The 26491-nt window shown below is 36.2% G+C and carries 20 protein-coding genes; 11 read left to right on the forward strand and 9 right to left on the reverse strand.

From position 1 onward, the window contains the following. Positions 1-99: 99 nt before the first annotated feature. Positions 100-1479, reverse strand: coding sequence for a tRNA uridine-5-carboxymethylaminomethyl(34) synthesis GTPase MnmE (mnmE, locus tag H8B04_RS02875; RefSeq protein WP_190301389.1), 1380 nt, complete (start codon positions 1477-1479; stop codon positions 100-102). A 134-nt stretch (positions 1480-1613) separates the two neighbouring features. On the opposite strand from mnmE, the gene H8B04_RS02880 reads away from it, so the two are divergent. Further along, the gene (locus H8B04_RS02880; RefSeq protein WP_190301390.1) at positions 1614-3791 is read left to right on the forward strand and encodes a glucoamylase family protein; all 2178 of its coding nucleotides are present in this window, start codon (positions 1614-1616) and stop codon (positions 3789-3791) included. A 53-nt stretch (positions 3792-3844) separates the two neighbouring features. Beyond that, the gene (locus H8B04_RS02885) at positions 3845-4357 is read left to right on the forward strand and encodes an OmpA family protein (RefSeq protein ID WP_165290705.1); all 513 of its coding nucleotides are present in this window, start codon (positions 3845-3847) and stop codon (positions 4355-4357) included. A gap of 77 nt (positions 4358-4434) precedes the next feature. Here the strand turns inward: H8B04_RS02885 and H8B04_RS02890 are convergent, their stop codons facing one another. The 3 genes from H8B04_RS02890 to gyrA are packed head-to-tail and all read right to left on the reverse strand — an operon-like array spanning position 4435 to position 9281. Continuing rightward, a complete protein-coding gene (locus H8B04_RS02890; RefSeq protein ID WP_190301391.1) occupies positions 4435-5601 on the reverse strand; it encodes a tetratricopeptide repeat protein in 1167 nt (388 codons plus the stop codon). An 11-nt stretch (positions 5602-5612) separates the two neighbouring features. Next, positions 5613-6710, reverse strand: a complete 1098-nt coding sequence (locus tag H8B04_RS02895; RefSeq protein WP_190301392.1) for a tetratricopeptide repeat protein — start codon at positions 6708-6710, stop codon at positions 5613-5615. Between the two features lie 6 nt (positions 6711-6716). After that, positions 6717-9281: a DNA gyrase subunit A gene (gene gyrA, locus H8B04_RS02900; protein WP_190301393.1), complete on the reverse strand. Its 2565-nt coding sequence runs from the start codon at positions 9279-9281 to the stop codon at positions 6717-6719. A gap of 339 nt (positions 9282-9620) precedes the next feature. Between gyrA and serC the strand changes: the two genes are divergently transcribed. The 5 genes from serC to H8B04_RS02925 all read left to right on the forward strand — a co-directional run bounded on the left by serC (position 9621) and on the right by H8B04_RS02925 (position 14571). Continuing rightward, the gene (gene serC / locus H8B04_RS02905; protein ID WP_190301394.1) at positions 9621-10688 is read left to right on the forward strand and encodes a 3-phosphoserine/phosphohydroxythreonine transaminase; all 1068 of its coding nucleotides are present in this window, start codon (positions 9621-9623) and stop codon (positions 10686-10688) included. A gap of 14 nt (positions 10689-10702) precedes the next feature. Further along, the gene (locus H8B04_RS02910) at positions 10703-11650 is read left to right on the forward strand and encodes a D-2-hydroxyacid dehydrogenase (protein ID WP_165290710.1); all 948 of its coding nucleotides are present in this window, start codon (positions 10703-10705) and stop codon (positions 11648-11650) included. Positions 11651-11769: 119 nt separating this feature from the next. Continuing rightward, positions 11770-13086: an aspartate kinase gene (locus H8B04_RS02915; protein WP_165290711.1), complete on the forward strand. Its 1317-nt coding sequence runs from the start codon at positions 11770-11772 to the stop codon at positions 13084-13086. An 18-nt stretch (positions 13087-13104) separates the two neighbouring features. Next, positions 13105-14268: a diaminopimelate decarboxylase gene (lysA, locus tag H8B04_RS02920; RefSeq protein ID WP_190301395.1), complete on the forward strand. Its 1164-nt coding sequence runs from the start codon at positions 13105-13107 to the stop codon at positions 14266-14268. A 123-nt stretch (positions 14269-14391) separates the two neighbouring features. Beyond that, entirely contained in the window at positions 14392-14571 is a 180-nt protein-coding gene (locus H8B04_RS02925; protein WP_165290713.1) for a hypothetical protein, read from the forward strand. A gap of 20 nt (positions 14572-14591) precedes the next feature. Here H8B04_RS02925 and H8B04_RS02930 read toward each other — a convergent pair whose 3' ends face one another. The 4 genes from H8B04_RS02930 to H8B04_RS02945 all read right to left on the reverse strand — a co-directional run bounded on the left by H8B04_RS02930 (position 14592) and on the right by H8B04_RS02945 (position 19509). Continuing rightward, on the reverse strand, positions 14592-14849 hold the full coding sequence (locus H8B04_RS02930; protein ID WP_165290714.1) for a hypothetical protein: 258 nt from the start codon (positions 14847-14849) through the stop codon (positions 14592-14594). Between the two features lies 1 nt (position 14850). Next, entirely contained in the window at positions 14851-16113 is a 1263-nt protein-coding gene (gene icd, locus H8B04_RS02935; protein ID WP_165290715.1) for an NADP-dependent isocitrate dehydrogenase, read from the reverse strand. Between the two features lie 11 nt (positions 16114-16124). Next, complete coding sequence (locus H8B04_RS02940) at positions 16125-18260, reverse strand: cation:proton antiporter (RefSeq protein ID WP_165290716.1); 2136 nt, start codon at positions 18258-18260, stop codon at positions 16125-16127. A 100-nt stretch (positions 18261-18360) separates the two neighbouring features. Next, positions 18361-19509 carry an ABC transporter permease gene (locus H8B04_RS02945; protein WP_317166094.1) on the reverse strand — a complete coding sequence of 383 codons (1149 nt, stop codon included), beginning with the start codon at positions 19507-19509 and terminating at the stop codon, positions 18361-18363. Between the two features lie 164 nt (positions 19510-19673). Here H8B04_RS02945 and fmt point away from each other — a divergent pair, with 164 nt between their 5' ends. After that, positions 19674-20594, forward strand: a complete 921-nt coding sequence (fmt, locus tag H8B04_RS02950; RefSeq protein ID WP_190301396.1) for a methionyl-tRNA formyltransferase — start codon at positions 19674-19676, stop codon at positions 20592-20594. Positions 20595-20614: 20 nt separating this feature from the next. On the opposite strand, the gene H8B04_RS02955 is transcribed toward fmt, so the two are convergent. After that, on the reverse strand, positions 20615-20824 hold the full coding sequence (locus H8B04_RS02955) for a helix-turn-helix domain-containing protein (protein ID WP_165290719.1): 210 nt from the start codon (positions 20822-20824) through the stop codon (positions 20615-20617). Between the two features lie 253 nt (positions 20825-21077). On the opposite strand from H8B04_RS02955, the gene H8B04_RS02960 reads away from it, so the two are divergent. The 3 genes from H8B04_RS02960 (at position 21078) to H8B04_RS02970 (ending at position 26462) form a co-directional block, all read left to right on the forward strand. Beyond that, positions 21078-21938: a sigma-70 family RNA polymerase sigma factor gene (locus H8B04_RS02960; protein WP_079642450.1), complete on the forward strand. Its 861-nt coding sequence runs from the start codon at positions 21078-21080 to the stop codon at positions 21936-21938. A 203-nt stretch (positions 21939-22141) separates the two neighbouring features. After that, a complete protein-coding gene (clpB, locus tag H8B04_RS02965) occupies positions 22142-24742 on the forward strand; it encodes an ATP-dependent chaperone ClpB (protein WP_165290720.1) in 2601 nt (866 codons plus the stop codon). A 301-nt stretch (positions 24743-25043) separates the two neighbouring features. Beyond that, positions 25044-26462 carry an arylsulfatase gene (locus H8B04_RS02970; protein ID WP_190301397.1) on the forward strand — a complete coding sequence of 473 codons (1419 nt, stop codon included), beginning with the start codon at positions 25044-25046 and terminating at the stop codon, positions 26460-26462. The last annotated feature ends 29 nt before the right edge of the window (positions 26463-26491 follow it).

Genomic DNA, 26491 nt, shown 5'->3' on the forward strand with positions numbered 1-26491 from the left:
CCAAATATAGTAATAAAGTCAATTAGAGTAAAAACAAAATTAACATAACTAATTGACTATCAAATAAAGTAAACCAGAGTAAACTAAAATAAAACGAATCTACTTCCCGATACAAAATTTCGAGAATATATTATCCAATAAGTCGTCTGTGGTAACTGTCCCAGTGATTTCTCCGAGGTGGTGCAACGCTTGGCGGATATCCATGGCCAGAAAATCCGAGGTTACAGGATTATCAATACCATATAATACCTTTTCCAAAGCAGTTTGGGTATGTTGTAACGCTTCGACGTGGCGAATGTTCGTCACCATCACATCATCCGTATTGATATTAGAAAGATTCACTTGATTTAGCAATTCATCCTTTAACTCCTCTATACCAAGTTGCTCTTTAGCAGAGATATATAATGGATTTAACACCTGATATTCTGCACGTTGTGATTCCGTAATTAAATCTGATTTATTGATAATAGTTACAAAAGGAATATTCAAATCTTTGACTTCCTGGATCTGTTCCTGAACAGCCTCAATTTTATCTTGTGTAGGATCAAAAAGGTAAATAATCAAACGTGCTTGCTTCATTTTTTCGCGTGTGCGCTCCACTCCTTTTGCCTCAATCACGTCTTCTGTATGACGTATACCTGCTGTGTCGATGAAACGGAAAGTAATCCCTTTGATATTGATTTCATCCTCAATCGTATCACGTGTCGTACCGGCAATATCTGATACAATAGCACGTTCTTCGTTCAACAATGCATTTAATAGTGTTGATTTCCCAACATTCGGTTTACCCGCTATGACTACAGGAACACCATTCTTCAGTACATTTCCTTGTTCGAAAGAAGCTATTAACTTATTGATTACCGAATATATCTTCTGAATCAGCGCTTTTAGTTGATCACGGTTTGCAAATTCTACATCTTCTTCGGAGAAATCTAATTCTAACTCAATCAACGATGCAAAGTGCACTAAATCTTCCCGAAGCTTTTTCAACTGATTGGAAAAGCCTCCACGCATTTGTTGCATTGCAATTTGGTGAGATGCTGCCGAATTAGAAGCGATCAAATCCGCTACAGCTTCCGCCTGTGATAAATCCAGTCCACCATTCAAGAAAGCACGTAAAGTAAATTCTCCTGGACGTGCGGCACGTGCACCTTTACGAATCAATAAATTGATCACTCGCTCGATGATATATTTAGAATTGTGCGTTGATATCTCTACCGAGTTTTCTTTCGTATAGGAATTCGGCCCAACAAAAAGTGACACTAACACCTCATCTATAATCTCTTCGCCTTCGCGGATTGTTCCAAAATGAATGGTATGCGAAGCCTGCTTGTTGAGATCTTTACCTTTGAAAACAGAATTGACTAAACTAATAGCATCTGTTCCCGAAACACGAATCACGGCAATGGCACCTTGCGAACCTGGAGAAGTAGCTAATGCTACGATAGTATCTTGCGTATTGGAAGTACTTACTGACATAGCCACAAAGGTACTAACATAGTTTAAGAAAATGAATTATCGTTTTTCAATACATACATTAAACCTAACAAGGTCTTTACAATCTAATACAGTTGATTTAACTATTTTTGTAATTCAGTATAATTCAGTTGTATATGCATTTTCTTAGAAAAGTAATTTTATTCCTTGCTTTATTTCCTGTAGCTGCGCTCGCAGATACGTATCCAGAAGTTGTATTTGATAATAGTATTGTAAAAGGCTCGTATGCTAAAAGTCAGGTATCTTATTCAGGTCAAAGTTGGGTTGAAAATGTAAATAAACATCTCTTAGTATCTGATACTCTTTTCTTTACACCTGGAAATGCCTTGTCCTTGAAATATATTTCTGCTAATGAAGGAAATTGGGAAACGAGTATCAATTACAACCGTCAGAAATTTAATTATACCGTTGACGAATCAGATTTTTTGAGTATAAGAATTTATATAAACTCTCCTAAAACGACTGTCAAAGATTTGCCTCGTGTCTTTATCAGACAACAACATGCTTCTTCAGATACACTCAGTTTGGAACCTTATGTGGTAAAATTAGAGCACAAAAAATGGTTGCATGTAAAAGTTCCAGTGAAGAAATTCCATATACGAAATAAACAAGCTATCGTCTTGGGTGTCGGATTTGCGCAAAATGCGAGTTCTGCAAATACACACCATTTATTGCTGGATCAATTGGAGTTTTTACCTCTTAAATATTCAGAGATTCCATTACGTTCGGCTGCAATTCTGAGTGAGGCAACAGCCTACGATCGCGCGGTTCACTTAAAATGGCAACTTCCACTTTCGCCAAGTATTCGTTATATCAAGATTTATAGAGCTATGGATGGTAAGAATTTCAAAGCCATTGGTATTCGTCCTGTTCCTATGCAATCTTGTTTAGATATGGTTCCCGTAATAGGACAAAAATATCAATACCAAATCTCATGGGTAGATTATAATTATCAGGAATCACCTTTATCAACCGCTAAAGAAGTGGAAACTTCTGCATTGGGCAACGATGAGATTTTGAAATTAGTACAACTGGCCAACGTCAATTATTTTGTAGAAAATTTTGACATCAATAGCGGTATGTACATGCCGTTCCGCAGTAAGAATAAAGTTATTGTTTCTACCGAAGAAACAGCAGGTGCTATCTTATCGTTGATAGTTGGGGTTAAAAATGATTTTTTGACGCGTCAGAATGCATTGAACAGAATATCAAAAATCACATTCTTTCTAATGCGTTCACAAAATAAAAATGGATTCTTCCCTTCTTTCTATGATGCGCGTAAAGGTGTGCCTGAATATAGAAATGAATTGGCTATTTACGACGTAAAAGCTACAGGTGCTATCATGGAAGCCTTGCTTATTGCAAGAGAATTTTTTAATGAAAACAATGATTCAGAAAAAGATTTACGCACACGTATTTCGCAACTTTATCAGCAGATAAAATGGAATGAGATTACCGAAAGCAATAATCTGTTAAAATCTAAATTGGCTTTATTGGATAATGAAGGTGCCAAAAACAAAGCGCTCAGCGGTACTCATCAGGCTATCAATACGTATCTACTCGCTGTAGGTAATAATAAATATGCACTGCCTGTAGAAACGTACACGGATGCAGTGTATCACAAATTTGAAAATATTACGGTAGATACCACCCAATCGATCAATCCTTATTATTTTGATGAAGAGATTGAACAGGAAGATTTCCAAACTCTAAGAAAAGAGCACATTGTCGACACAACAATCAAAGTACCTGTTTTCTCTCCTAAACAAGAATATGGTGTTAATTTAGCTTTTGGCAAACTGGGTAACAGCCTGCTGGAATTGTATAAGCCTTTCATGACAGTAAGACCATCTTCGATTAATGATTCGCTTACAAATTGGAATGAGGTATTGACTAATTATACGCTATATATAAAACGTCGTGATAACGAATTGGGTCTAGGCGCAACCAACAGCGACATCTGGGGATATTACAAAAATTTTGATAACAGTGGTAATTCACGAATAAATCCAGCGATTGGTGCTTCTTCGATTTTTGTAGATAAGGATTTAGGCATGCAGTCTATTATTAATTTATATAAGCAATACGGCGATTTGTTGTTCTCTGAATTTGGGTTTAGATCGTGGTTAGACCTTCGCAATGATGATGTTTCGGATGAATATATTTCTTCGAATCAAGCGGCTATTGCTGTGATGATCGAAAATGCAAAGACTGGATTTATTTGGGATTTATATGAAAAAATTCCAGAACTAAAACCTGCTCGTGAAAGCTTATTCGGAAATAAAAAGCAATAATTTTATAAAATTAAATTATATCTTAGTATCGAACATAATATGTTAGATTTAATATGAAAAAATTACTCCTACTGCCCGTTTTAGCCGGTATAATTTCTTTCCAAGCCTGTAAGCAACAGCAATTAACTATTTTACCTGGAGCCGTGGTAAGCAAAGACGGTACAGATGATGGATTAAAAAATGTAAAATCAGAATTTGACGATGCAACCCGTACAGATGAAGGGATTAAATTTTCTTTATCTTCGGATGTATTGTTCCCTACCAATTCCTCTTATCTGACTGATAAAGCTAAAACAGAGTTAACGAAACTGATCAAAATATTAAATCAACAACGCGATAAAAAAATCCGTGTAGATGGTCATACCGACGCTACTGGTGAAAAAGATTACAATATTTGGTTATCAGAAAAAAGAGCTGCTTCAGTGAAGAAATTCTTAGAAGATGGTGGTGTAGCAGGTGCGCGTATTTCGACTAAAGGTCATGGACCAAGCAAACCTATTGCAGACAATAAAACTGCAGATGGTCGTCAGAAAAATAGACGTGTTGAGATTATTATATTGAACTAAATCTCTTCTTAATGAGATATAAAAAAAATCGGCTTAACAATTTGTTAAGCCGATTTTTTTATTCCTGCATGTAAGTATTACAATGCATTTAATTTATCTTGAATTGCTTTCGCTTTATCTTCTAATTGTAAAAAGTCGTAAACACTTTTCAAACCTCTCAAAGCACTTTCGTTATTTGGCTCGATTTCTACCACTTTAGCAAAATAAGCTTCAGCAGGTTTCACCTTTTCCTTTAGAGCAGTTACTTTTGAATTGTATTGATTGTTACTCAATGTTTTATCTGCATTAATTACAGAAAGTTCATCTTTGATAATATTAACTAAAGATACACCTGCATTGATGTTAGCATCTACGTAGTTTGGATCAATTTCAAGCGCTTTTTTATAGGCTTCTAATGCTGTTTCATTATTACCCAAAGAAGATTCTGCAATACCTAAATAGAAATACAATGTTTTGTTAGTTGGCTCTTTTTCGATTTGAGATTTTAACTCACTCATTATACCCGTAGTATTACCTAAAGCAATATTGTAGTTGATATTTTGATTTGCAATCTCATTATCTTCAGGATACATTTTAGCAGCTTCACTAGCATATTTCAACGCATTTGTAGTATCGCTTAAAGACAAATATAAGTTAGGAATGTCTTTAACGATTTTTTTGTGCTCTGAATAATCTTTTCTATCTACTAAAGCTAAGTATTTCTCCAAGCCTTTTTGATAGTCTTGACTTTGCACCGCTGCGATACCTGCATAGTAAGTCAATGTCGTATCACCTGGCATGTAGGTTAATGCATCAGAGAAAGCATTGTATGCGCCAGGATAATCTTGTTTGTCCCAGGCAGCTACACCTTTGTTAAAATTGTAAGCATATAAGTTGTGCTCACTATTTTTGATGTTTTCTTCGTTTTTCTTATCCGTATCTAAAGATCTTGCTTTAGCAATAGCCTCTTTTGCTTTATTGATATCCTCTTCGCTGTTGTTGTCAGCGCCAAGGTTACCGTACACTAATGAATAAATTGTCCATGCTTCTGCAGACTCTTTAGTCTTTTCATGTACTACAGCTGCATCAATAGCTTCTTTTGCTGTCGTGATATATGTTGTTCCTAATTGAGGTGTGCCTGCTTGTTTAACTTCAAAATACTTTTGAAAATTAGTTTGCGCCTTTTTGATATTTCCAGTTTGGGCAAATAATGAACCTGCCGAAACGAATATGGCTGTAAAAATAATTCCTTTTTTAATGTTCATATGTTTAGTATTTAATTATTCGATAATTGATTCAAGAGTGTTTTCACTCTATCTAATTGTTCTTGGTCATCGGATGTTTCGTAAAACAAAGCTAATCCTTTTAAGGCATTTTCAGCATAAGGCTTAATACCATTCGCTTTCAACAAATAATCTTGAGCAGAATATTGGGCCTCCAAATTATTTTTATCTTTCAGAAACTCATTCAAATGAATCAAACCTAATGCTAAGTTAGCATCGTAATTGTTATCATCCAAATCTAAAACTTTTCCATAATATTTTTTAGCCTCCGCAATATTTCCAACATTTTCGTTGGAGAATCCTGCTAAATAATACAATTCAATATTATCTGGCTCATATTTAATAGCTTCCGCAATGATTGGTGTAATTGCTTGATAGCTTTTGTTTTCCGCAAATGCTTCTACTAAAAGAAAAAGAATAGTTTTGTCTTCAGGATAAAGTTCTCTTGCTTTTTGTAAGGTGCTCAAATAAGATTGGTTGTCCTTATTTGTCTTATAAAGTTTAGTAAGCGAGATGTACGTCAAGGCATTTACTTCCGTACCTACTATTAATTTTTTGTAATAATTGATAGCTTCCTCTGTTTTGCCAGCTTGAGCTGATAGGTATGCCAGATTACGTAACACATCTTCGGATTGGGATCCCAGACGTTCAACTTCCAAAAAACTGTTGTATGCTTTTTCGTATTCGTTTTTCTCAATCTCCTTATTTGCTTTATAAATATAAGCTGCAATAAGATTTTGATTCACATAATTGAGCTCATTTTCGTAATGAGAACGATCTTTTTGTCGAATACGATTTACGGCATCAATTGATGCATCGATATGGTCTTTGTCGCCTTTTAATTTACGTGTCGAATCCGCATAAGCCAATGAGCTATACACCATCGCACGAAGAATATTATTCTTTGTCGATGAAGAATCACGTTTTGTTTTGTAGGCAGCATCAATGAATTTTTTAGCATTTTCCAAATCCTTGAACTCACCTTTGATAGTATACTTAGCAAAACTGTTGGAGCTCTCCTTGTAATTGGATTGAGCTACAACAGTGGTACTTAAGCATGCAAATAATATTGAAGCTGTAAGTGCTTTCATATTTTTTTATTCCTCTGAAACCGAATTATTATCTTGATCTGCAGCTGAATCTTCTGTGCCTTCTACGCTTTCCTCTCCTTCTATTTCTAATTCTTCCTCTTCTTCGCGGGCAACTTTCGTGATAGATGCAATTTCATCGTTTTCTTTCAATGTAATCAAACGAACACCTTGTGTTGCACGTCCCATTACACGTAATGTATCCACACCTATACGAATCACAATACCAGATTTGTTGATAATCATTAAGTCATCATTATCCGTCACATCTTTAATTGCAACCAATTCACCTGTTTTCTCTGTTACGTTAATGGTTTTGACTCCTTTACCTCCACGGTTGGTGATACGGTAATCATCAAGATCCGTACGTTTACCATAGCCCTTTTCGGAAACCACCAAAACAGATACTTCAGAACTATTAACACTAATCATGCCAACTACTTCATCTTTTTCGTGTGCTAAAGTCACACCACGAACACCTGTAGCCGTTCTACCCATTGGACGTACCGTAGATTCATTAAAACGAATAGCTCTACCAGAACGTAATGCCATTACAATTTCACTATTTCCGCTAGTCAAACAAGCTTCGATCAACTGATCTCCTTCGTTGATATTGATAGCATTGATACCATTAGCACGAGGACGAGAATAAGCTTCTAGTGAAGTTTTCTTAATAGTACCTTGCTTAGTACACATGATGATGAAGTTGTTTTCCAAGTATTCTTGGTCTTTCAAGTTTTTCACCAATATGTACGCTTTTATTTTCTCCTCTTTGGGTACGTTAATGATGTTTTGCAATGCACGACCGCGAGAAGTACGGCTTCCCTCAGGAATCTCGAATGCACGCAACCAGAAACAACGTCCTGATTCCGTGAACAACAACATATAGTTGTGAGCCGTAGCTGTAATAATATGTTCTGTAAAGTCTTCGTCACGTGTATTCGATCCGATAGAACCTTTACCACCACGACCCTGACGTTTGTACTCAGAAAGTGGTGTACGTTTTACGTAGCTATTATGCGAAATGGTAATTACGACTTCTTCATCATCGATGAAGTCTTCCATTGTCATATCTTCAGCTGAATGTACAATAACTGAACGACGCTCATCACCAAATTTCTCTTTTACTTCGATTAATTCGTCTTTGATAATTTGATAACGCAAACCTTCGTCCGCTAATACTTGTTTCAAGTAATCGATAGTCTTCATCAATTCAGCATATTCTTCTTTGATTTTCTCGCGTTCTAGTCCTGTCAAACGACGTAACGTCATATCAAGGATGGCGCGAGCCTGAATATCTGATAAACCGAATTTCTCCATCAAGCCCACACGAGCTTCTTCTGGTGTTTCGGAATTACGAATCAACTTAATTACTTCATCCAAATGATCCAAAGCGATCAAATATCCTTCTAAGATATGTGCACGCTTTTCAGCTTCTGCTAATTCAAATTTCGTACGACGTACAACTACATCATGTCTGTGTTCTACGAAAGCTTGAATCATATCTTTCAAGTTCATTAACATTGGACGTCCTTTTACTAAGGCAATGTTATTCACAGAGAAAGAGGATTGCAATGAAGTATGTTTGAATAGATTATTCAGTACCACGTTAGCATTTGCATCACGTTTTACTTCGTATACAATACGAACATCTTTAGCCGATTCATCACGTATTTCTGAGATACCTTCTAATTTTTTCTCATTGATCAACTCTGCAGTACGTTTAATCATATCTGCTTTATTAATCAAATAAGGTATTTCTGTTACGACAATAATTTCGCGACCTGATTTCGTAGTTTCGATCTCTGCTTTGGCACGCATTACAATACGACCTCTACCAGTCTCGAAAGCTTCGCGTACACCATAGTGACCATATATCACACCTCCTGTTGGGAAATCTGGCGCTTTAATGTGTTGCATTAACTCAGAAATCTCAATATCTCTATTATCTATATAAGCAATAGTTCCATCGATTACTTCTGTCAAATTGTGCGGAGCCATGTTAGTCGCCATACCTACAGCGATACCCGAAGCACCATTCACCAATAAGTTAGGAATACGTGTTGGTAATACAGTAGGCTCTTGTTCGGAGTCATCAAAGTTTAGTTGGAAATCAACCGTATCTTTTTTCAGATCGGCTAACATCTCTTCCGCAACCTTGCGAAGACGTGCTTCTGTATAACGCATAGCTGCTGGTGGATCACCATCCAAGGAACCATAGTTACCTTGACCATCTACCATTGGGTAGCGCATAGACCAGTGTTGCGCCATACGTACCATGGTATCATAGACCGAAGAGTCACCATGTGGGTGGTACTTACCTAATACTTCCCCTACGATACGGGCAGACTTTTTATATGGTTTTCCAGAAGTTACTCCTAGTCCATCCATACCATATAATACACGTCTGTGTACAGGTTTAAGACCATCTCTTGCATCAGGCAAAGCACGAGACACAATAACCGACATCGAGTAATCGATGTAGGCAGATTTCATTTGGTCTTCGATATTGATTTTTACGATCCTGTCGTTAGCAGGAACTAAATTATTGTCATTTTCTGTTTCTTCAGCCATATTTTAAATAGGAATCTGTAAAACTAATTTTTTGATACGAATTACTATAATACGATACCTCGCGAAGTTACAATTTTTTATCGACAATAAGGACTTTTGAGGTAATAAAACTTCCTTTGATTTAGCCTGAAATGTAGATATTCTTCGCACTTGTAATTTCGTGTTTTATAACTCCTTAGGGCACAGTTAGTCCACTAATCAATTTGTCATTTTGATGTTTTAATTTTACAAAAAACTATTAATTGATGAATTTTTCACAAAGAATACCATTTTATTTTGACAATTAATTAAAAAAGCTGTTATATTTGCCGATAAAAATTAAAACAAACACAAATAGTAATGAAACATAATTTTGGAGCAGGACCATGTATCTTACCTCAAGAGGTATTTCAAGAGGCTGCAAAGGCAGTTCTTGACTTCAATAATACAGGTTTATCGATATTAGAGATCTCTCACCGCTCTAAAGAGTTTGAAGAGGTTGTAGCAGAGACTGAAAGCTTAGTTCGCGAATTATTAAATGTTCCAGAAGACTATTCGGTTCTATTTTTGCAAGGTGGTGCAAGCCAACAATTTGCGATGGTACCGATGAACTTATTGCCTGAAGGTGGTAAAGCTGCATACTTGGATACAGGTGTGTGGGCTAGTAAAGCCGCTAAAGAAGCAAAGAACTTTGGACAAATTGAGATTGTTGCCTCTTCAAAAGACAGCAACTATACCTATGTTCCAAAAAATTTCGAAATTCCTTCGGATGCTACTTATTTCCATTTTACGTCAAATAATACAATCTACGGAACTGAAGTTTTTGAAAAACCAAAAACAACTATTCCTACAGTAGTTGATATGTCTTCGGATATTTTGAGTAGAGAAATCAATGTAGCTGAATATGATTTAATCTATGCAGGTGCGCAAAAAAATATGGGACCTGCGGGTGTTACTTTAGTAATCGTTAAAAACGATCTATTAGGTAAATCAGGCCGTACTATCCCTACTATATTCAACTACCAAGAACACGCTAAAGCTGGCTCAATGTACAACACGCCTCCTGTTTATTCCATCTATGTTTCTATGTTGAATTTACGTTGGTTGAAAGCTAAAGGTGGTATCAAAGTTATCGAGCAAGAAAACATTATTAAAGCACGTACTTTGTACGATGAAATAGAAAGAAATTCATTCTTCACAGGTACTGCTGCTGTAGAAGACCGCTCTAGAATGAATGTTACTTTTGTAATGGATACACCAGAATTAGAAGCAGAATTCTTAGCTTTGGCTAAACAACGTAACTTGATCGGTATCAAAGGTCACCGTTCGGTAGGTGGTTTTAGAGCTTCGATTTACAATGCGTTGAGCATTACATCAATCAATGCTTTAGTGGATACTATGCGCGAGTTTGAAGAGAGTCACAAATAATAAAACTAAATTAAATGAAAATATTAGCCAATGATGGGATTGATCCTATCGGTAAAACAATATTAGAAAATGCTGGTTTCACTGTAGATACTAACCATATCCCTCAGGCAGAATTAGCAGACAGATTAAACGAATACGACGCTATTACTGTACGTAGTGCGACTAAAGTTCGTAAAGAATTAATCGATGCGTGTCCAAATATCAAAGCTATTGGCCGTGGTGGTGTAGGTATGGACAATATCGATGTAGAATATGCTCGCTCTAAAGGTATAGCAGTTGTCAATACGCCTGCAGCTTCTTCTCACTCTGTAGCAGAATTAGTATTCGCACACTTATTAACAGGTGTACGTTTCTTACACGATTCAAATCGCAAAATGCCGGTTGATGGTAATGTAAATTTTGCTGCTTTGAAAAAACAATACGCTGCTGGTGTAGAGTTGAAAGGTAAAACTTTAGGTGTTGTAGGTTTTGGTCGTATCGGTCGCGAAACAGCTAAAATTGCTTTAGGTATGGGAATGGACGTAGTGTACTACGATTTGTTCGAAGGACCTAAAGCGTTGACATTAGATTTCTCAGGTAATGTAACTGTTGATATTCCAGTAAAACAAGTGGAATTGAACGACTTGTTCGCTGTTTCTGATTTTATATCATTGCATGTTCCTTTCTTGGATAAACCAGCAATAGGTAAAGAAGAATTTGCATTATTGAAAGATGGTGTTGGTTTAGTAAACGCTTCTCGCGGTGGTGTAATTGATGAATTAGAATTAATCAATGCGTTAAATTCGGGTAAAGTTGCTTTCGCAGGTTTGGATGTATTTGATGACGAACCTACTCCACGTGTTGATTTGCTGAAACACCCTAAGGTGTCTTTGACGCCACATATTGGTGCTGCTACTAACGAAGCGCAAGAGCGTATCGGTGAAGAGCTTGCTCAATTGCTTATTGATAATCTGAAGAAGTAATTCTTCCGCATAAAACTTATGCGGCACAAGGGCTTATTAGCATTTTGTGCCGCATTTTTGTATATGTATATTTGTCGCAATATTTTTAACAGATTCAAAAAATACTTACTAATTATAACATGAAAGTTTTAAAATTTGGTGGTACTTCGGTAGGAAGTGCAGCACGCATCAAAGGGTTGTTGGATATAGTAAACCCTAATGAGCGTCAGATCGTTGTGTTGTCTGCAGTGTCAGGCACAACAAATGCATTGGTAGAGATTTCTCAAGCATTTTCGGATAGAGATAAGTCAAAAGCTTTAGAATTAATAAAGGCACATAAGGATAAATACGAAGATTTAATCAAAGAATTATTCACTACTCCTGAAGGTCTTCAAAAAGGTAAAGAATTAATTGATTATCACTTTAACTTAATCTCGGATTTCGGAAATCACGACGTATTCACACCGACAGAAGAAAAAATCATTCTGGCGCAAGGTGAATTGTTGTCCACTACCCTGTGGCATTTGCACCTTACGGAGATCAACGTACCATCGGTTTTATTGCCAGCATTGGATTTCATGAAAATTGACGAGGATAACGAACCTATTGTTGAATACATCACAGAAAAAATAACTCCGTTCTTAGAACAGAACTCTGAAAACACACTTTTCATTACGCAAGGGTATATCTGTAGAAATTCTTTCGGCGAAATTGACAACTTGCGTCGTGGTGGTTCTGACTATACAGCATCATTAATCGGAGCAGCTATCAAAGCCGAAGAGGTTCAAATATGGACAGATATCGACGGCATGCACAATAATGACCCTCGCGTAGTTTCGGGCACAAAACCCATTGCGAATTTGAGTTTTGATGAAGCTGCCGAATTAGCTTATTTTGGTGCAAAAATCTTACATCCACAATCGGTATTCCCTGCTCAAAAATACAATGTACCTGTACGTCTTTTAAATACTATGGATCCTACAGCCCAAGGAACTTTGATTTCTAAAAATGGGGCTGAAAAAGGTTCTATTCGTGCTATCGCCGCTAAAGATGGTATTACAGCTATTCACATCCACTCTTCACGTATGTTATTAGCTTACGGTTTCTTACGTAAAGTATTTGAAATCTTCGAGCGTTACAAAACTCCAATTGATATGATCACAACTTCCGAAGTGGCTGTTTCGATGTCAATTGACGACACAAGCAATTTATTGGAAATTATCAAAGAAGTAGAAGTTTTTGGTAAAGTAGGTGTAGATGAAGGACAAACTATCATTTGCGTGGTTGGTGATTTTGGAGCAAATACGCACGGTTATGCAGCGCGCGTGTTAGATGCTGTAAAACACTTGCCTATCCGTATGATTTCATATGGTGGTTCGGATTATAATGTTTCTATCTTATTAGATTCAAAACACAAAACTGAAGCTTTACGTTCATTACACAATAGATTATTTTAATAGCTGAAGATCTACCATATGTTTCAAAATAAACACATACAAGAAAGTCTTTCTCAGCAAGAGACACCGTTTTATTTCTACGATTTAACATTGTTAGAACGTACGCTTGACATAGCCAAAAAAGCTGCGGAAAAACGTAATTTTCACATTCATTATGCATTGAAAGCAAATTTCAATGACAGAATTTTATCCGTTATTCAATCCAAAGGTTTTGGGGCAGATTGTGTAAGTGGTAATGAAGTAGAAAAGTCTATTGAGCTCGGATTTTCAGCTGATAAAATTACTTTTGCTGGTGTTGGAAAATCTGACAAAGAGATTATTTCCGCTTTAAAGCATCAAATCTTTGCTTTCAATGTAGAATCTATCCAAGAGCTGGAGGTTATCAATGAATTGGCAGAGCAAGTTGGCGAAAAAGCAAATGTTTCGTTGCGCATCAATCCAAATGTCGATGCACATACACACCATTACATTACTACAGGATTGGACGAGAATAAATTTGGTGTACCTAATTCGGAATTGGAAAAGGCCGCTGCAGTAATTAAAAACTGTGCGAATATCAATTTAATTGGATTGCATTTCCATGTGGGTTCTCAGATTACAGATATGAATGTTTTCAAAAGCCTTTGTGTGAAAGTTAACGAATGGAAAAACTTCTTTGAAGAACGTGGTACTTACATCAAAGTAATCAATGTCGGCGGTGGATTAGGTGTAGATTACAAAAATCCTGATGAAAATCCGATTCCTGATTTTGAAGCTTACTTTGACGTCTTCGACAAATTCTTGGAACGTACCGCACAGCATGAAGTGCATTTCGAATTAGGAAGAGCCTTGGTAGCACAATGTGGCACATTAGTCAGCAAAGTCCTTTATACGAAAAGTGGTCAAAAGAAAAACTTCTTAATCCTGGATGCAGGTATGACTGAATTAATGCGTCCTGCTTTATATCAAGCTTACCACAAAATTGAGAAAATTGGAGAAATATCTTCAGAAGATAAAGTACTAAACTACGATGTGGTGGGACCTATCTGCGAAAGTTCGGATTGCTTTGGCAAAGAAGTAAAATTACCAGTTAGCAAACGTGGTGATTTAATGGCTATCCGTACTGCTGGTGCATACGGTGAAGTAATGGCTTCAAACTATAACTTGAGAAACGAGATAAGACATTATTTCAAAGAAAGCTAAGATTCTTAAATAAGTATAAAAATATAGCTCAATCTTTCAAAGGTTGAGCTTTTTCTTTTTTAGCACAAATCAAACTTCTTAGCATAAAGATTGTTCTATTTATAGCAACAATTATATACTACTATGCAAGAAGAAAAAAATGAACAAAAAGATTGGGAAGGAAAAGTCCCTGATGTTGTGAATGAAGAAGAGGGTGATAAGCCAGCTGGTAAGAATATTATTCTCGTGATTATAATTGCTATTATAATATTGGCTATTATCTATTATTTCTTCTTTAGAGATTCAGACAATATGTTTAGCTAATAAAAGTGATTTTACTATTATTATAGTAAAATCACTTTCCATGCCGAAAGAATATCATTTACCGCAATAAATTCTTTTGCCTTTTCTTGTAAATGTACATTTCTGGTACTCTCATCTCCAATAAAGGCATTTGTTAATTCTTGTATATTCGAAAGCATTCGAAATGAATCTACTTCCAATTCCGAAGGAAGTGAATCTACAGTTGTCAGTTTTATTTTTTCCTCTTCACTTAATACCGTTGACTCACGTACAAAAGCAGGTAATTCTTCGTATAACATTTTAAAGCTTCGCTATTATTTTATCTGCAAACTCACTTGTTTTCAATAAGGTTGCATTCTCCATCAAGTTATAAAAATCTATTGTAACGGTTTTATCCTTTATTGTTTGAGAAAGAGCTTCAACAATCTTATCTGCCGCTTCTTGCCAACCTAAATATTCCAGCATCATAACTCCACTCAATATCACTGATGAAGGATTCATCGTATTGGTATTAGCAAATCGAGGAGCCGTACCATGTGTAGCTTCGAAAATAGCGTGACCAGTTTTGTAATTGATATTTGCTCCAGGAGCAATACCTATACCCCCTACCATTGCTGCCAAAGCATCCGAAATATAATCTCCATTTAAATTTAATGTCGCAACAACAGCATAATCTTTCGGCGCTAATAATATTTGTTGTAAAAAATTATCCGCAATGATATCTTTAATAATGATTTTGCCAGCTAATTCAGCCTCTTTTTGTTCAGTGTTGGCAACTTCTTGACCCTTTTCCGTTTTAGTTCTCTCCCACTGCCCCCATGTATAGGTATACTCTGCAAATTCTGTTTCCGCTACCTCAAAACCCCAATTCTTGAAAGCCCCTTCGGTATATTTCATAATATTACCCTTATGAACAATTGTCACTGACGGTAATTTATGCGTAATAGCATATTCAATTGCCGAGCGAACTAAACGTTTTGAACCTTCTTCCGAAACGATTTTAATACCTACACCTGTATTTTCATTGAAAGAATAATCAACATTTAAATCGTTCAAGAGGTAATGCTGTAATTGCTTTGACTCCGAGGTACCTGCAGCAAACTCAATTCCTGCATAAATATCTTCTGTATTCTCACGAAAGATCACCATATTCACATCTTGCGGTCGTTTAACGGGAGAAGGAACTCCTTCGTACCATTTTGTGGGACGAAGACATACATATAAATCCAACTCTTTGCGCAAAGCAACATTCAACGAACGAATACCTCCTCCAATCGGCGTAGTCAACGGTCCTTTAATTCCGACTAAATATTCTTTGAAAGTAGCTAATGTTTCTTCGGGAAGCCAACTTCCTGTTGTATTAAAAGCCTTTTCACCAGCTAAAACTTCTTTCCATTCAATCGCTCTTTCTCCAGAATAGACTTTCTGTACTGCTTCATCAAATACACGAACGGCAGCATTCCAAATGTCTGGTCCTATTCCATCTCCTATAATAAAAGGTATTATTGGTGTATTAGGAACATTTAACACACCATTGTTTCCCATTGTGATTTTTTCGCCCATAATAAATAGTTTTAGTTGGATTTCTCTTTATTAAATATATTACCAATTTCGCGTGTGATTTTGCGGAATAATGGCGAAGTTTGAATAGATTCGTACTCGTCGATATGTTGATTTTCTTGTCGACTTGGGAAAATCAATATCAAATTCTGGTTTTTATAATAACGACCTACACGTTTTGCTAAGCCATCTAATGAATCCCTGTAGGAAACTTCACCTTGTCTTGAAGATACAAAAACAAGTAAAGAATCGGAGTTACTATAAGTAGCTACACCATAAATATTATCCCAATCTTCGTAGTTTCCAAATGTCATTTTCACAGAAGATTTAAGGCTTTTTTTCAGCTGTTGAATATATTCTTCTGTACGCGAATCACACACAAAGCAAATTGGAAGGGACAATTCTCGAGCCAATTTTAAAATTTTGTCCATCCAATATTCAAAACCGACCTCAGACTCTGCCAAAGGCGGAACAAAAACAGTAATGGAACGATGAGAAATTAAAGGTTTCTCAATTTTACACATAAAGAGCGTGGTATCAGTATTATTCAGGATACTTTCTGCTTTTTCTCCTACGATTTTTTCAACAAAGGAAGCAACACTAGGCCAACCCATTATAATACAGTCAGCCAATACTTTTTTCGACATGCGGGCGATACCTGCCGGAATATTAATATCTACAGTGGTTAGCAATTCGACTTCAGTTTCTGAACCAGAAGCATATTTAGCCGTACTTTCCAAATTGCGTTTAGCTTCCTGTACATTTATTTCGGCCTGTTCATTGTCTTTCACCACACTAACTATACTTATTGGATAGTGCGATTTTTTGGAACGTATCAATGCCGCAAAATCCAATATAGGTTCCATATTGTTCATATTAGCCAATGGAATCATGATTTGTTCTTCTGATTCTTCGACATGCTCGATATGCTCATCATCCTGATGTCCTTCTCGTACAACTTTTTTAGAAGCACTTTCAGTCACCATAGAGGCTATAATACAGGTTATCAATATTAATACAATCGTACCATTCAAGACATTTTCATCAATTAAGCCATTGCTGTGCCCCACCATGATCACGGCTAATGTAGCTGCAGCGTGCGCATTGCTCAATCCGAAAATTAGATTGCGCTGACTGGAAGAATATTTGAAGGTTAATTGCGTAGCGGTGGCAGCAAGAAACTTTCCTAAAACAGCCACGACAGTAAGTGTACCTGCCACTATCAATGCCATTGGACCCTTGGTAAGTACACTGATATCTACAATCATCCCTACCGATATCAAGAAGAAAGGAATAAAAATAGCGTTTCCAATAAATTCAATACGATTCATCAAAGCTGAAGAATGCGGTATTAACTTATTTAATGCTAAACCTGCTACGAATGCTCCAATAATCGGCTCTAGTCCTGCCATTTCGGCCATAAATGCGGAGAAGAAAACTACAGTAAGTACAAAAATATAATGTCCGGTCTTCTCTGATTCTACTCGTTGGAAAAACCATTTGGCAATGCGGGGAATTACACCAAACATAATCAGAAGAAAAACAGCAAATGATACACCCAATGTAACCCAAAACTCTTGATTAATATTTCCTTGTGAAGCCCCTGTGATAACAGCCAAAATAATCAACACTGCAGTGTCTGTAAGAATGGTTCCACCTATTGTAATGGCTACCGCTTCGTGTTTCGAAATACCATAGCGATTCACAATTGGATAGGAAACCAAGGTATGTGTAGCAAACATACTCGCTATCAGAATGCTAGGCAACAGATCATACCCTAACCCGTAAAAACACACAGGAAAACCGATTATTATCGGGATTATAAAGGTGAAAAATCCAAAAAGACCGCTTTTATGTTTGGTTTTCTTGAATTCATTCATATCTAATTCAAGTCCGGCAATAAACATAATATAAAGCAGACCTATGGTAGAGAATAAATTAACAGCTGAATTCTTTTCTAACCAATTTAAACCATGAGGACCAATAATTACCCCAGCTATAATCAAACCAATAATCCCAGGAACGCGAATCGGTCTTAGTAAAATAGGCGATAATAGAATAATAAGTAATACTAAAGAAAAAATTAAAACGGGATTGGTAAGCGGAGCCTGAAAAGCATGAATTAAATGGTCTAATACTTTGTTATTCATCGATATCTGCTATAATTTTTTCTATTCAACTTTGAAGAAGTATTCTCCGCAGTTAAAATACAAAAAAAAGACGGCATTTCGGAATACAACGATCGAGTATTTATTTAAACTGAATAGTTTTTATAGGAGATATTCGCGTAATTAACATCGAAGGAATGATCGTGGTCAAGAAAACCAATACAATAACAGATATATTTAAGATAACTACTGTTAGAAAATCAATATGCATAGGAACAAACTCTAAGTAATAAATACTTGGATCTAGTTTGAAAAAGTGTGTTGTTCGTTGGAAAAAATAAGCTACCATCGCCACTACATTTCCAATCAAAAGACCATACCCAATGATATACAAAGAATTCATCATAAACACTTTACGCAAGGCTGTATTATTCATACCTAAAGCTTTCAAAATTCCTATCATATTGGTACGTTCCAAAATCGTGATCAGCAAAGAGGAAATCATATTAATAACTGCCACTATTACCATCAGTACAAATATGATATCATCATTCATATCTAGCATTTCAAGCCAATTGAACACATCCGCCCAATATTCTATGACATTTGTCGCTTTCAATGATACCGGCAATGCCTCATTCACTGCTTCAGTGGAGTGCTCGAGCTGCTTAAAATCTTTTACGCGAATCTCATAGGCGCCTGTTTCATTCACAAGCAGATGATTCATCTTCCGAATAATTTCGATAGAACCTACCACATAATTTTTGTCCCAATCATCAGAATTAGTACGATAAATTCCCTTTATCAGAAATTTGCGCTTACGCGTTCTATTCTCCTGAACAAAGGACATGATGACATCATCACCAACTTTTAAATTTAAGCGATTAGCTAAGTAATAAGATACTAAAAGTTGTTGTTCAGCATTTTCTGCATTCAAATCTAAAATTTCGCCGTCAACTAAAGAGCTTTTCAAAAAACGCTGATCATAGTTCGGTTCAACGCCTTTTAACATCACTCCTTCGACCTCTGAATTGACATTGATTATACCTACTTTAGTCGCAAAACCGTTTATGGATTCGATATTTGGAATAGAAAGTATTTGAGTAGTTTGGGAATCACTCAAGAAGACTGGCATCAGCTCATAATCCGCCAATGTCTGTTTAGTTACCACAATATCACCAAAAAAACCACGTTGCTTCGTGGTAATTTCTTCTTTGAACCCTCGAAGGATAGCGACAGATAATAGAATAGCTATTATGGCAATAGACAACGCGCCTATTGTGACACGCACAATAAGTTTTGAAAAAGTCCGTTGACCTTTTATATTTATTCTATTGGCTAAAAATAAAGGAAAATTCAACCTGCAATATTATTTTGTAACTTCGCAAAGTTAATAATTTTTGGCACTTGACAAATTCAAGTTATACCGTTTTAAAATAAAAGTAATAAGAATATATGCGTATCGTTTTTATGGGAACTCCAGATTTTGCAGTAGCTTCACTAAAAGCTTTGCTTGATGCTGGAGAAAATGTTGTTGCTGTGATTACTGCTCCAGACAAACCAGCTGGTAGAGGACAAAAATTAAACAAATCTGCTGTTAAAGTATTTGCGGAAGCAAATGCATTACCTGTACTGCAACCCGAAAAATTGAGAGATCCTCAATTCATTGAAGAGTTAAAGTCCTATAATGCAGACCTGCAAGTCGTAGTTGCTTTCCGAATGTTACCAGAAATGGTCTGGAATATGCCTCCTATGGGAACAATAAATGTACATGCGTCCTTGCTTCCTCAGTATCGTGGTGCCGCGCCTATCAACCATGCTGTAATTAATGGTGAAAAACAATCCGGTGTAACTACCTTCCTTCTACAACATGAAATAGATACAGGAAATATTCTTTTATCGACAAAAGTAGATATTGCCGAAACAGATAATGCCGGAATACTTCATGATAAATTAATGAACGCCGGAGCCGAAACGTTAATCAAAACAATTGAAGGTCTTCGTAATAATACGATAAAGCCTATTCCACAAGAAGACTTTAAGATAGAAGATCTGAAACATGCTCCTAAAATTTTCAAAGAAGATTGTCTAATTGACTGGAATAATTCCACAGAAAAAATCTACAACCTTATACGTGGATTAAGCCCCTATCCTACAGCCTTCACATATTTACATGGGAAAGTGCTTAAAGTCTATGAGGCAGAAAAAGAAATTCAATCCCATCAGAAAGAGTCTGGAACTTACGAAACCGATGGTAAAACGTATTTAAAATTTGCCACAAATGATGGCTTTATCAATTTGAAAATGATTCAAATTGAAGGCAAAAAACGTATGGAAATAAATGAGTTTTTAAAAGGATATCGGTTTGAGAAATAAATCTATCATTAATTAAAAAATCAATCTTCTTCATACACTATTATATCTCCAGGTTGGCAGTCTAAAGCCTTACAAATAGCTGCCAATGTGGATAAACGAATAGCTTTAGCTTTATTATTTTTTAATATTGACAGATTTGATAAAGTAATCCCTACATGTTCACTCAATTCATTAAGTGACATTCTTCTTTTAGCCATAACCTGATCTAAGCGGATAATTAACTTTTTCATTTAATATAATTTTATATTGAAAAAACATTTTAGCGACAAAAAGGTTTTAATTATGAAACAAAAATTATTTATTGCTTTATAATGGAACGTTAACATTATTTAATAATTTTTGGAATGATTTTTGAAGTAAAGTAAACACTTCAATACGATTCACAACTTCCTCATAATGAAGCAATAAATTACAAAATTATTACACGAAAAGACTTGTTTTTTTCGTATTTTTGCAACATCCAGAAAAAAGGTATAAAAATTAATGAGACAGCTCAAAATTACACAATCGATCACGAATCGTGAATCACAATCTCTTGACAAGTATTTACATGAAATTGGTAAAGTTGACTTGATTACTGCTGAAGAAGAGGTAATCTTGGCTCAACGTATTCGCGAGGGGGATCAAGTGGCATTAGAGAAATTAACAAAAACCAACTTACGTTTCGTCGTTTCTGTAGCTAAACAATATCAGAATCAAGGTCTTACTTTAGGTGACTTGATTAACGAAGGTAACTTAGGCCTAATCAAAGCAGCAAAACGTTTTGACGAAACAAAAGGTTTTAAATTCATCTCTTATGCGGTGTGGTGGATTCGTCAATCTATTTTGCAAGCTATCGCTGAACAATCACGTATCGTTCGTTTACCTTTGAACCAGGTTGGTTCATTGAGCAAAATCAGCAAAGCTTTCTCAAAATTAGAACAAGAGTACGAACGCGAGCCTTCTCCAGAAGAATTAGCAGATATCTTAGAAACTACGGTAGATAAAGTTTCGGATACATTGAGTAATTCGGGTAGACACGTTTCAATGGATGCACCATTTGTACAAGGTGAAGAAAATACACTATTAGATGTATTGGAAAACTCTGACCCAGATACAGATAGTTCATTGATCGACGAGTCATTATCAGAAGAAATCAAACGTTCCCTATCTACATTAACAGAAAGAGAAAGAGAGATTATCGTATTATTCTTCGGATTAGGATCTAATCACCCACTATCACTTGAGGAAATCGGTGAAAAATTTAATTTAACAAGAGAGCGTGTACGTCAAATCAAAGACAAAGCATTACAACGTCTACGTCACACTTCTCGTAGCAAAATTTTAAAATCTTACTTAGGCTAATAATATAGCCCATACAAAATTTGAAAAGCGCAAGATGATCCTTGCGCTTTATTTTTTGCCAAAACTTCATTATTCTAATAAACAATCTGAAATAATGTCCTTATAATTTATTCAGAACAGACAAAATTTCCGATTTTATACTTCCAAAACCTATAGGCATTCCATTTGTTAAAATATGTATGTAAACCGAAAGGAAAACAGATATGAATTTTAACAATTACACTATCAAAGCTCAGGAAGCCATACAAAAGGCTTCAGAAATTGCGACAGCAAATCAGCAACAAGCAATTGAGCCTGCACATATACTAAAAGCATTACTAAGCGTCGATGAAAATGTTATTTCGCATTTACTTAAAAAGCTTAATGCAAATAGCAATTACATTAGCACGGAAACCGATAAACTGGTAGATGCATTACCAAAGGTATCGGGAAGCAATATTTATCTAAGTAATAATGCGGCATCAGTTCTTCAGAAAGCACAAAGCTATTTGAAAGAATTTAATGACGAATATGTGTCAATAGAACATCTTTTATTAGCACTTCTCTCCTCTTCAGACAAAGTGGGGAGTCTCTTAAAAGATCAAGGAATAAATGAAAAAGATTTAAAATTAGCTATAAAAGAATTGAGAGGAAATAATAGAGTGACAGACCCAAATGCAGAAGCTACATATAATGCATTAGGCAAATACGCACGCAACTTGAATGAGTTCGCAGAATCAGGAAAATTAGATCCTGTAATCGGACGTGATGAAGAAATTCGGCGTGTGATGCAGATTCTATCGCGTAGAACGAAGAATAATCCAATATTGGTCGGTGAGCCAGGTGTAGGTAAAACTGCGATTGCTGAAGGTATTGCGCATCGTATCATCAAAGGTGACGCACCAGAAAATTTGAAATCTAAGACTGTATTCTCCCTAGATATGGGAGCATTGATTGCTGGGGCGAAATATAAAGGTGAATTTGAAGAGCGCTTGAAAGCTGTGGTAAAAGAGGTGTCGGATTCTGATGGAGAAATCATCTTATTCATCGATGAGATTCATACATTAGTTGGCGCAGGTGGTGGCGAAGGGGCAATGGATGCCGCTAATATCTTGAAACCTGCTTTAGCGCGTGGAGAATTGCGTGCTATCGGTGCGACAACGCTGAATGAGTACCAAAAATATTTTGAAAAGGATAAAGCCCTTGAGCGTCGCTTCCAAAAGGTGATGGTCGAAGAACCGGATACACAAGATGCTATTTCAATCCTTCGTGGTTTGAAAGAACGTTACGAAACGCACCACAAAGTGCGTATTCTCGACGAATCGATTATAGCGGCTGTGGAACTATCACAACGTTATATCACAGATCGTTTCCTACCAGATAAAGCGATTGACTTAGTCGATGAAGCGGCTTCTAAATTGCGTTTGGAAATGGATTCGGTGCCAGAAGCTGTTGATGAATTAGATCGTCGTATCATGCAACTAGAAATTGAGCGTGAAGCGATCAAACGCGAGAAAGATGAGAAAAAGGTAGCTGAATTATCGGAGACTATTGCGAATCTTTCGGCTGAACGTGATTCGTTGAAAGCAGCTTGGCAAGCCGAGAAAACACTCGTTGATCGCGTGAACCAAGAAGTGCAAAATATAGAGAACTATAAATTAGAAGCTGATCAAGCCGAACGTGCAGGTGATTATGGTAAAGTTGCTGAATTACGCTACGGAAAAATCAAAGAAGCACAAGATACGGTAGAAAAATTGAAAGCTGAACTAAGCGAAAAACAAAAAAGCTCACGTATGCTGAAAGAAGAAGTTACCGCTGAAGATATCGCAGATGTGGTATCCCGTTGGACTGGTATTCCAGTAAGCAAAATGGTACAATCGGAACGTGAGAAATTGTTAAACTTAGAAACAGAATTACACAAACGTGTTGCTGGTCAAGAAGAAGCTATTGAAGCGATTTCGGATGCTATCCGTCGTTCACGAGCTGGTTTAAGTGATGCTAAACGTCCTATTGGATCATTTATCTTCTTAGGTACTACGGGGGTAGGTAAAACGGAATTAGCAAAAGCTTTAGCTGAGTTCTTATTCGATGATGAGCAAGCCTTGGTACGTATCGACATGTCAGAATATCAAGAACGTCATTCGGTATCACGATTGATCGGTGCGCCTCCAGGATATGTGGGTTATGATGAAGGTGGTCAATTGACTGAAGCAGTTCGTCGTCGTCCTTATTCTGTTGTGTTATTGGATGAGATTGAAAAAGCGCATCCGGACGTATTTAACATTTTGTTACAAGTATTGGATGATGGACATTTGACTGACAACAAAGGTCGTGTCGTAAACTTCAAAAATACAATTATCATCATGACTTCGAATACAGGTTCGCACATTATCCAAGAGAATTTCTCTACGCTGACAGAGGTGAATCGTGATGAGATCATAGCGAAAACAAAAGACGAAGTTTTTGAATTATTACAAAAATCTATTCGTCCTGAGTTTTTGAACCGTATTGATGAGATCATTATGTTCACTCCGTTGAGCAGAAATGAAATCGGAGATATTGTACGTATGCAGTTCCATCACGTTACTCGTCAATTGGCTGAACAAAATATTCAATTGACAGCGACAGAAGAAGCTTTGGATTGGTTAGCACAGTTGGGTTACGATCCGATTTACGGTGCACGTCCATTGAAACGTGTTATTCAAAAACGAATTTTGAACGAATTGTCCAAAGAAATATTAGCTGGCAAAGTAACTTCAGATTCAATTATTCAATTGGATGTGTTCGATGGCAAGTTTGTATTCTTAAATACATCAGAAGGATAATATTTTAATAATTCTCCTTTCGTAAAAAGGTTCTTTTCAGCAATGAAAAGAACCTTTTTATGTTTAATAAATTAACAGTTATGTTGTGCATCAAAATATAATAAATTGAATAAGAATCAATTCGTTATTCTTACTTATATTTATCCATGAAAAAAATCTGATTCACTTTTTATGGGAATACATAAGAATTATTAATGCTATGTATTTTAAATATTACACAATAATTTTAACTAAAATTTTATAAATTTAAAATATATTTATTGGATTACATTTTATTTTTTCATAGAATAATTTTATCTAAATGCAGAAAATAAGAAAATTTATTACAATTATCCTATTTACATTAGCCATATCAGTGAATGGGCAAACTAGGAACCCAAATATTGTGTTTATAATGGCGGATGATTTAGGTATTGGGGATCTTGGTGCGTATGGCCAAACTAAAATCAAAACACCAAATATAGACAAATTGGCTCAGCAGGGCGCAAAATTCACCCAATTCTATGCTGGCACTTCTGTATGTGCACCCTCACGCGCGTCTTTAATGACAGGAAAGCATACAGGTCATACTTATGTGCGTGGAAACAAAGAAATCGAGCCCGAAGGTCAAGAACCCTTAGCTGACTCCATACGAACTTTTGCGATGGATCTACAGCAAAATGGATATGTAACTGGAGCATTTGGGAAATGGGGACTTGGAATGGTCGGAACTAGCGGAGATCCTAACCTCAAAGGATTCGATACCTTTTATGGATATAATTGTCAGCGACAATCACACCGCTACTACCCTACGCATTTGTGGCACAATGACAAACGTGTGATCCTTGCTGGAAATAATTTAGCAGACAAAGTTCATTATGCGCCTACTCTTATTCAAGAACAGACGTTGAAATTTATTGATGACAATAAACAAAAACCATTCTTCCTTTTTGTTCCTACAGTATTGCCTCATGCTGAATTAGCTGGCCCTGATGATGAATATTTCAAAATGTATGAAAATGCTTTTGTGGAGACTCCACACAAAGGTCAAGATTATGGGCCAAATGCAACCATAGGTGGATATGCTTCTGTGGACAAGCCACGCGCGACCTATGCTGCAATGATCACTCGAATGGATGCTTACGTGGGTCAAATAATAGAAAAACTTGATGAATTAGGATTGCGCGAAAATACAATTATCCTATTTACAAGTGACAACGGTGCACATCGTGAAGGTGGAGCTGATCCTGATTTTTTCAACAGTACAGCAGGTTTTAAAGGCGTCAAAAGGTCGCTATATGAAGGAGGTGTACGTACTCCACTAATCGTAAATTGGAAAAACAAAATTGCTCCCAATCAAGATATTAAACATGTTGGAGCATTTTGGGATGTGTACAACACTATATTAGAACTCGCTAATTTAACACCATCTACTCAAAATGATGGCATATCTTTTTTGCCGACACTCGTAAAGAATACAAAGCAAAAGAAACATAAATATTTGTATTGGGAATTTCATGAAGATGGAGGAAGACAAGCAGTTCTATCCAAAAGCTGGAAATTGATTAAACAGAAAGTCGGATCACCTAAAGATTCTTACTATGAGCTATATAATATTGACAAAGATCCGTTCGAACAAAATAATTTAGCGACTTCAAATCCTAAAAAAGTTAAACAACTTGCTATGCTGATAGAAGAAGCGCATATTGAAAGTGAAATATATCCTTTGTTAGCTAAATAAAGAGCATTAATCACTAATAATTAAACTAT

The sequence above is a fragment of the Sphingobacterium litopenaei genome (genome assembly GCF_014692495.1).
Lineage (GTDB): Bacteria > Bacteroidota > Bacteroidia > Sphingobacteriales > Sphingobacteriaceae > Sphingobacterium > Sphingobacterium litopenaei.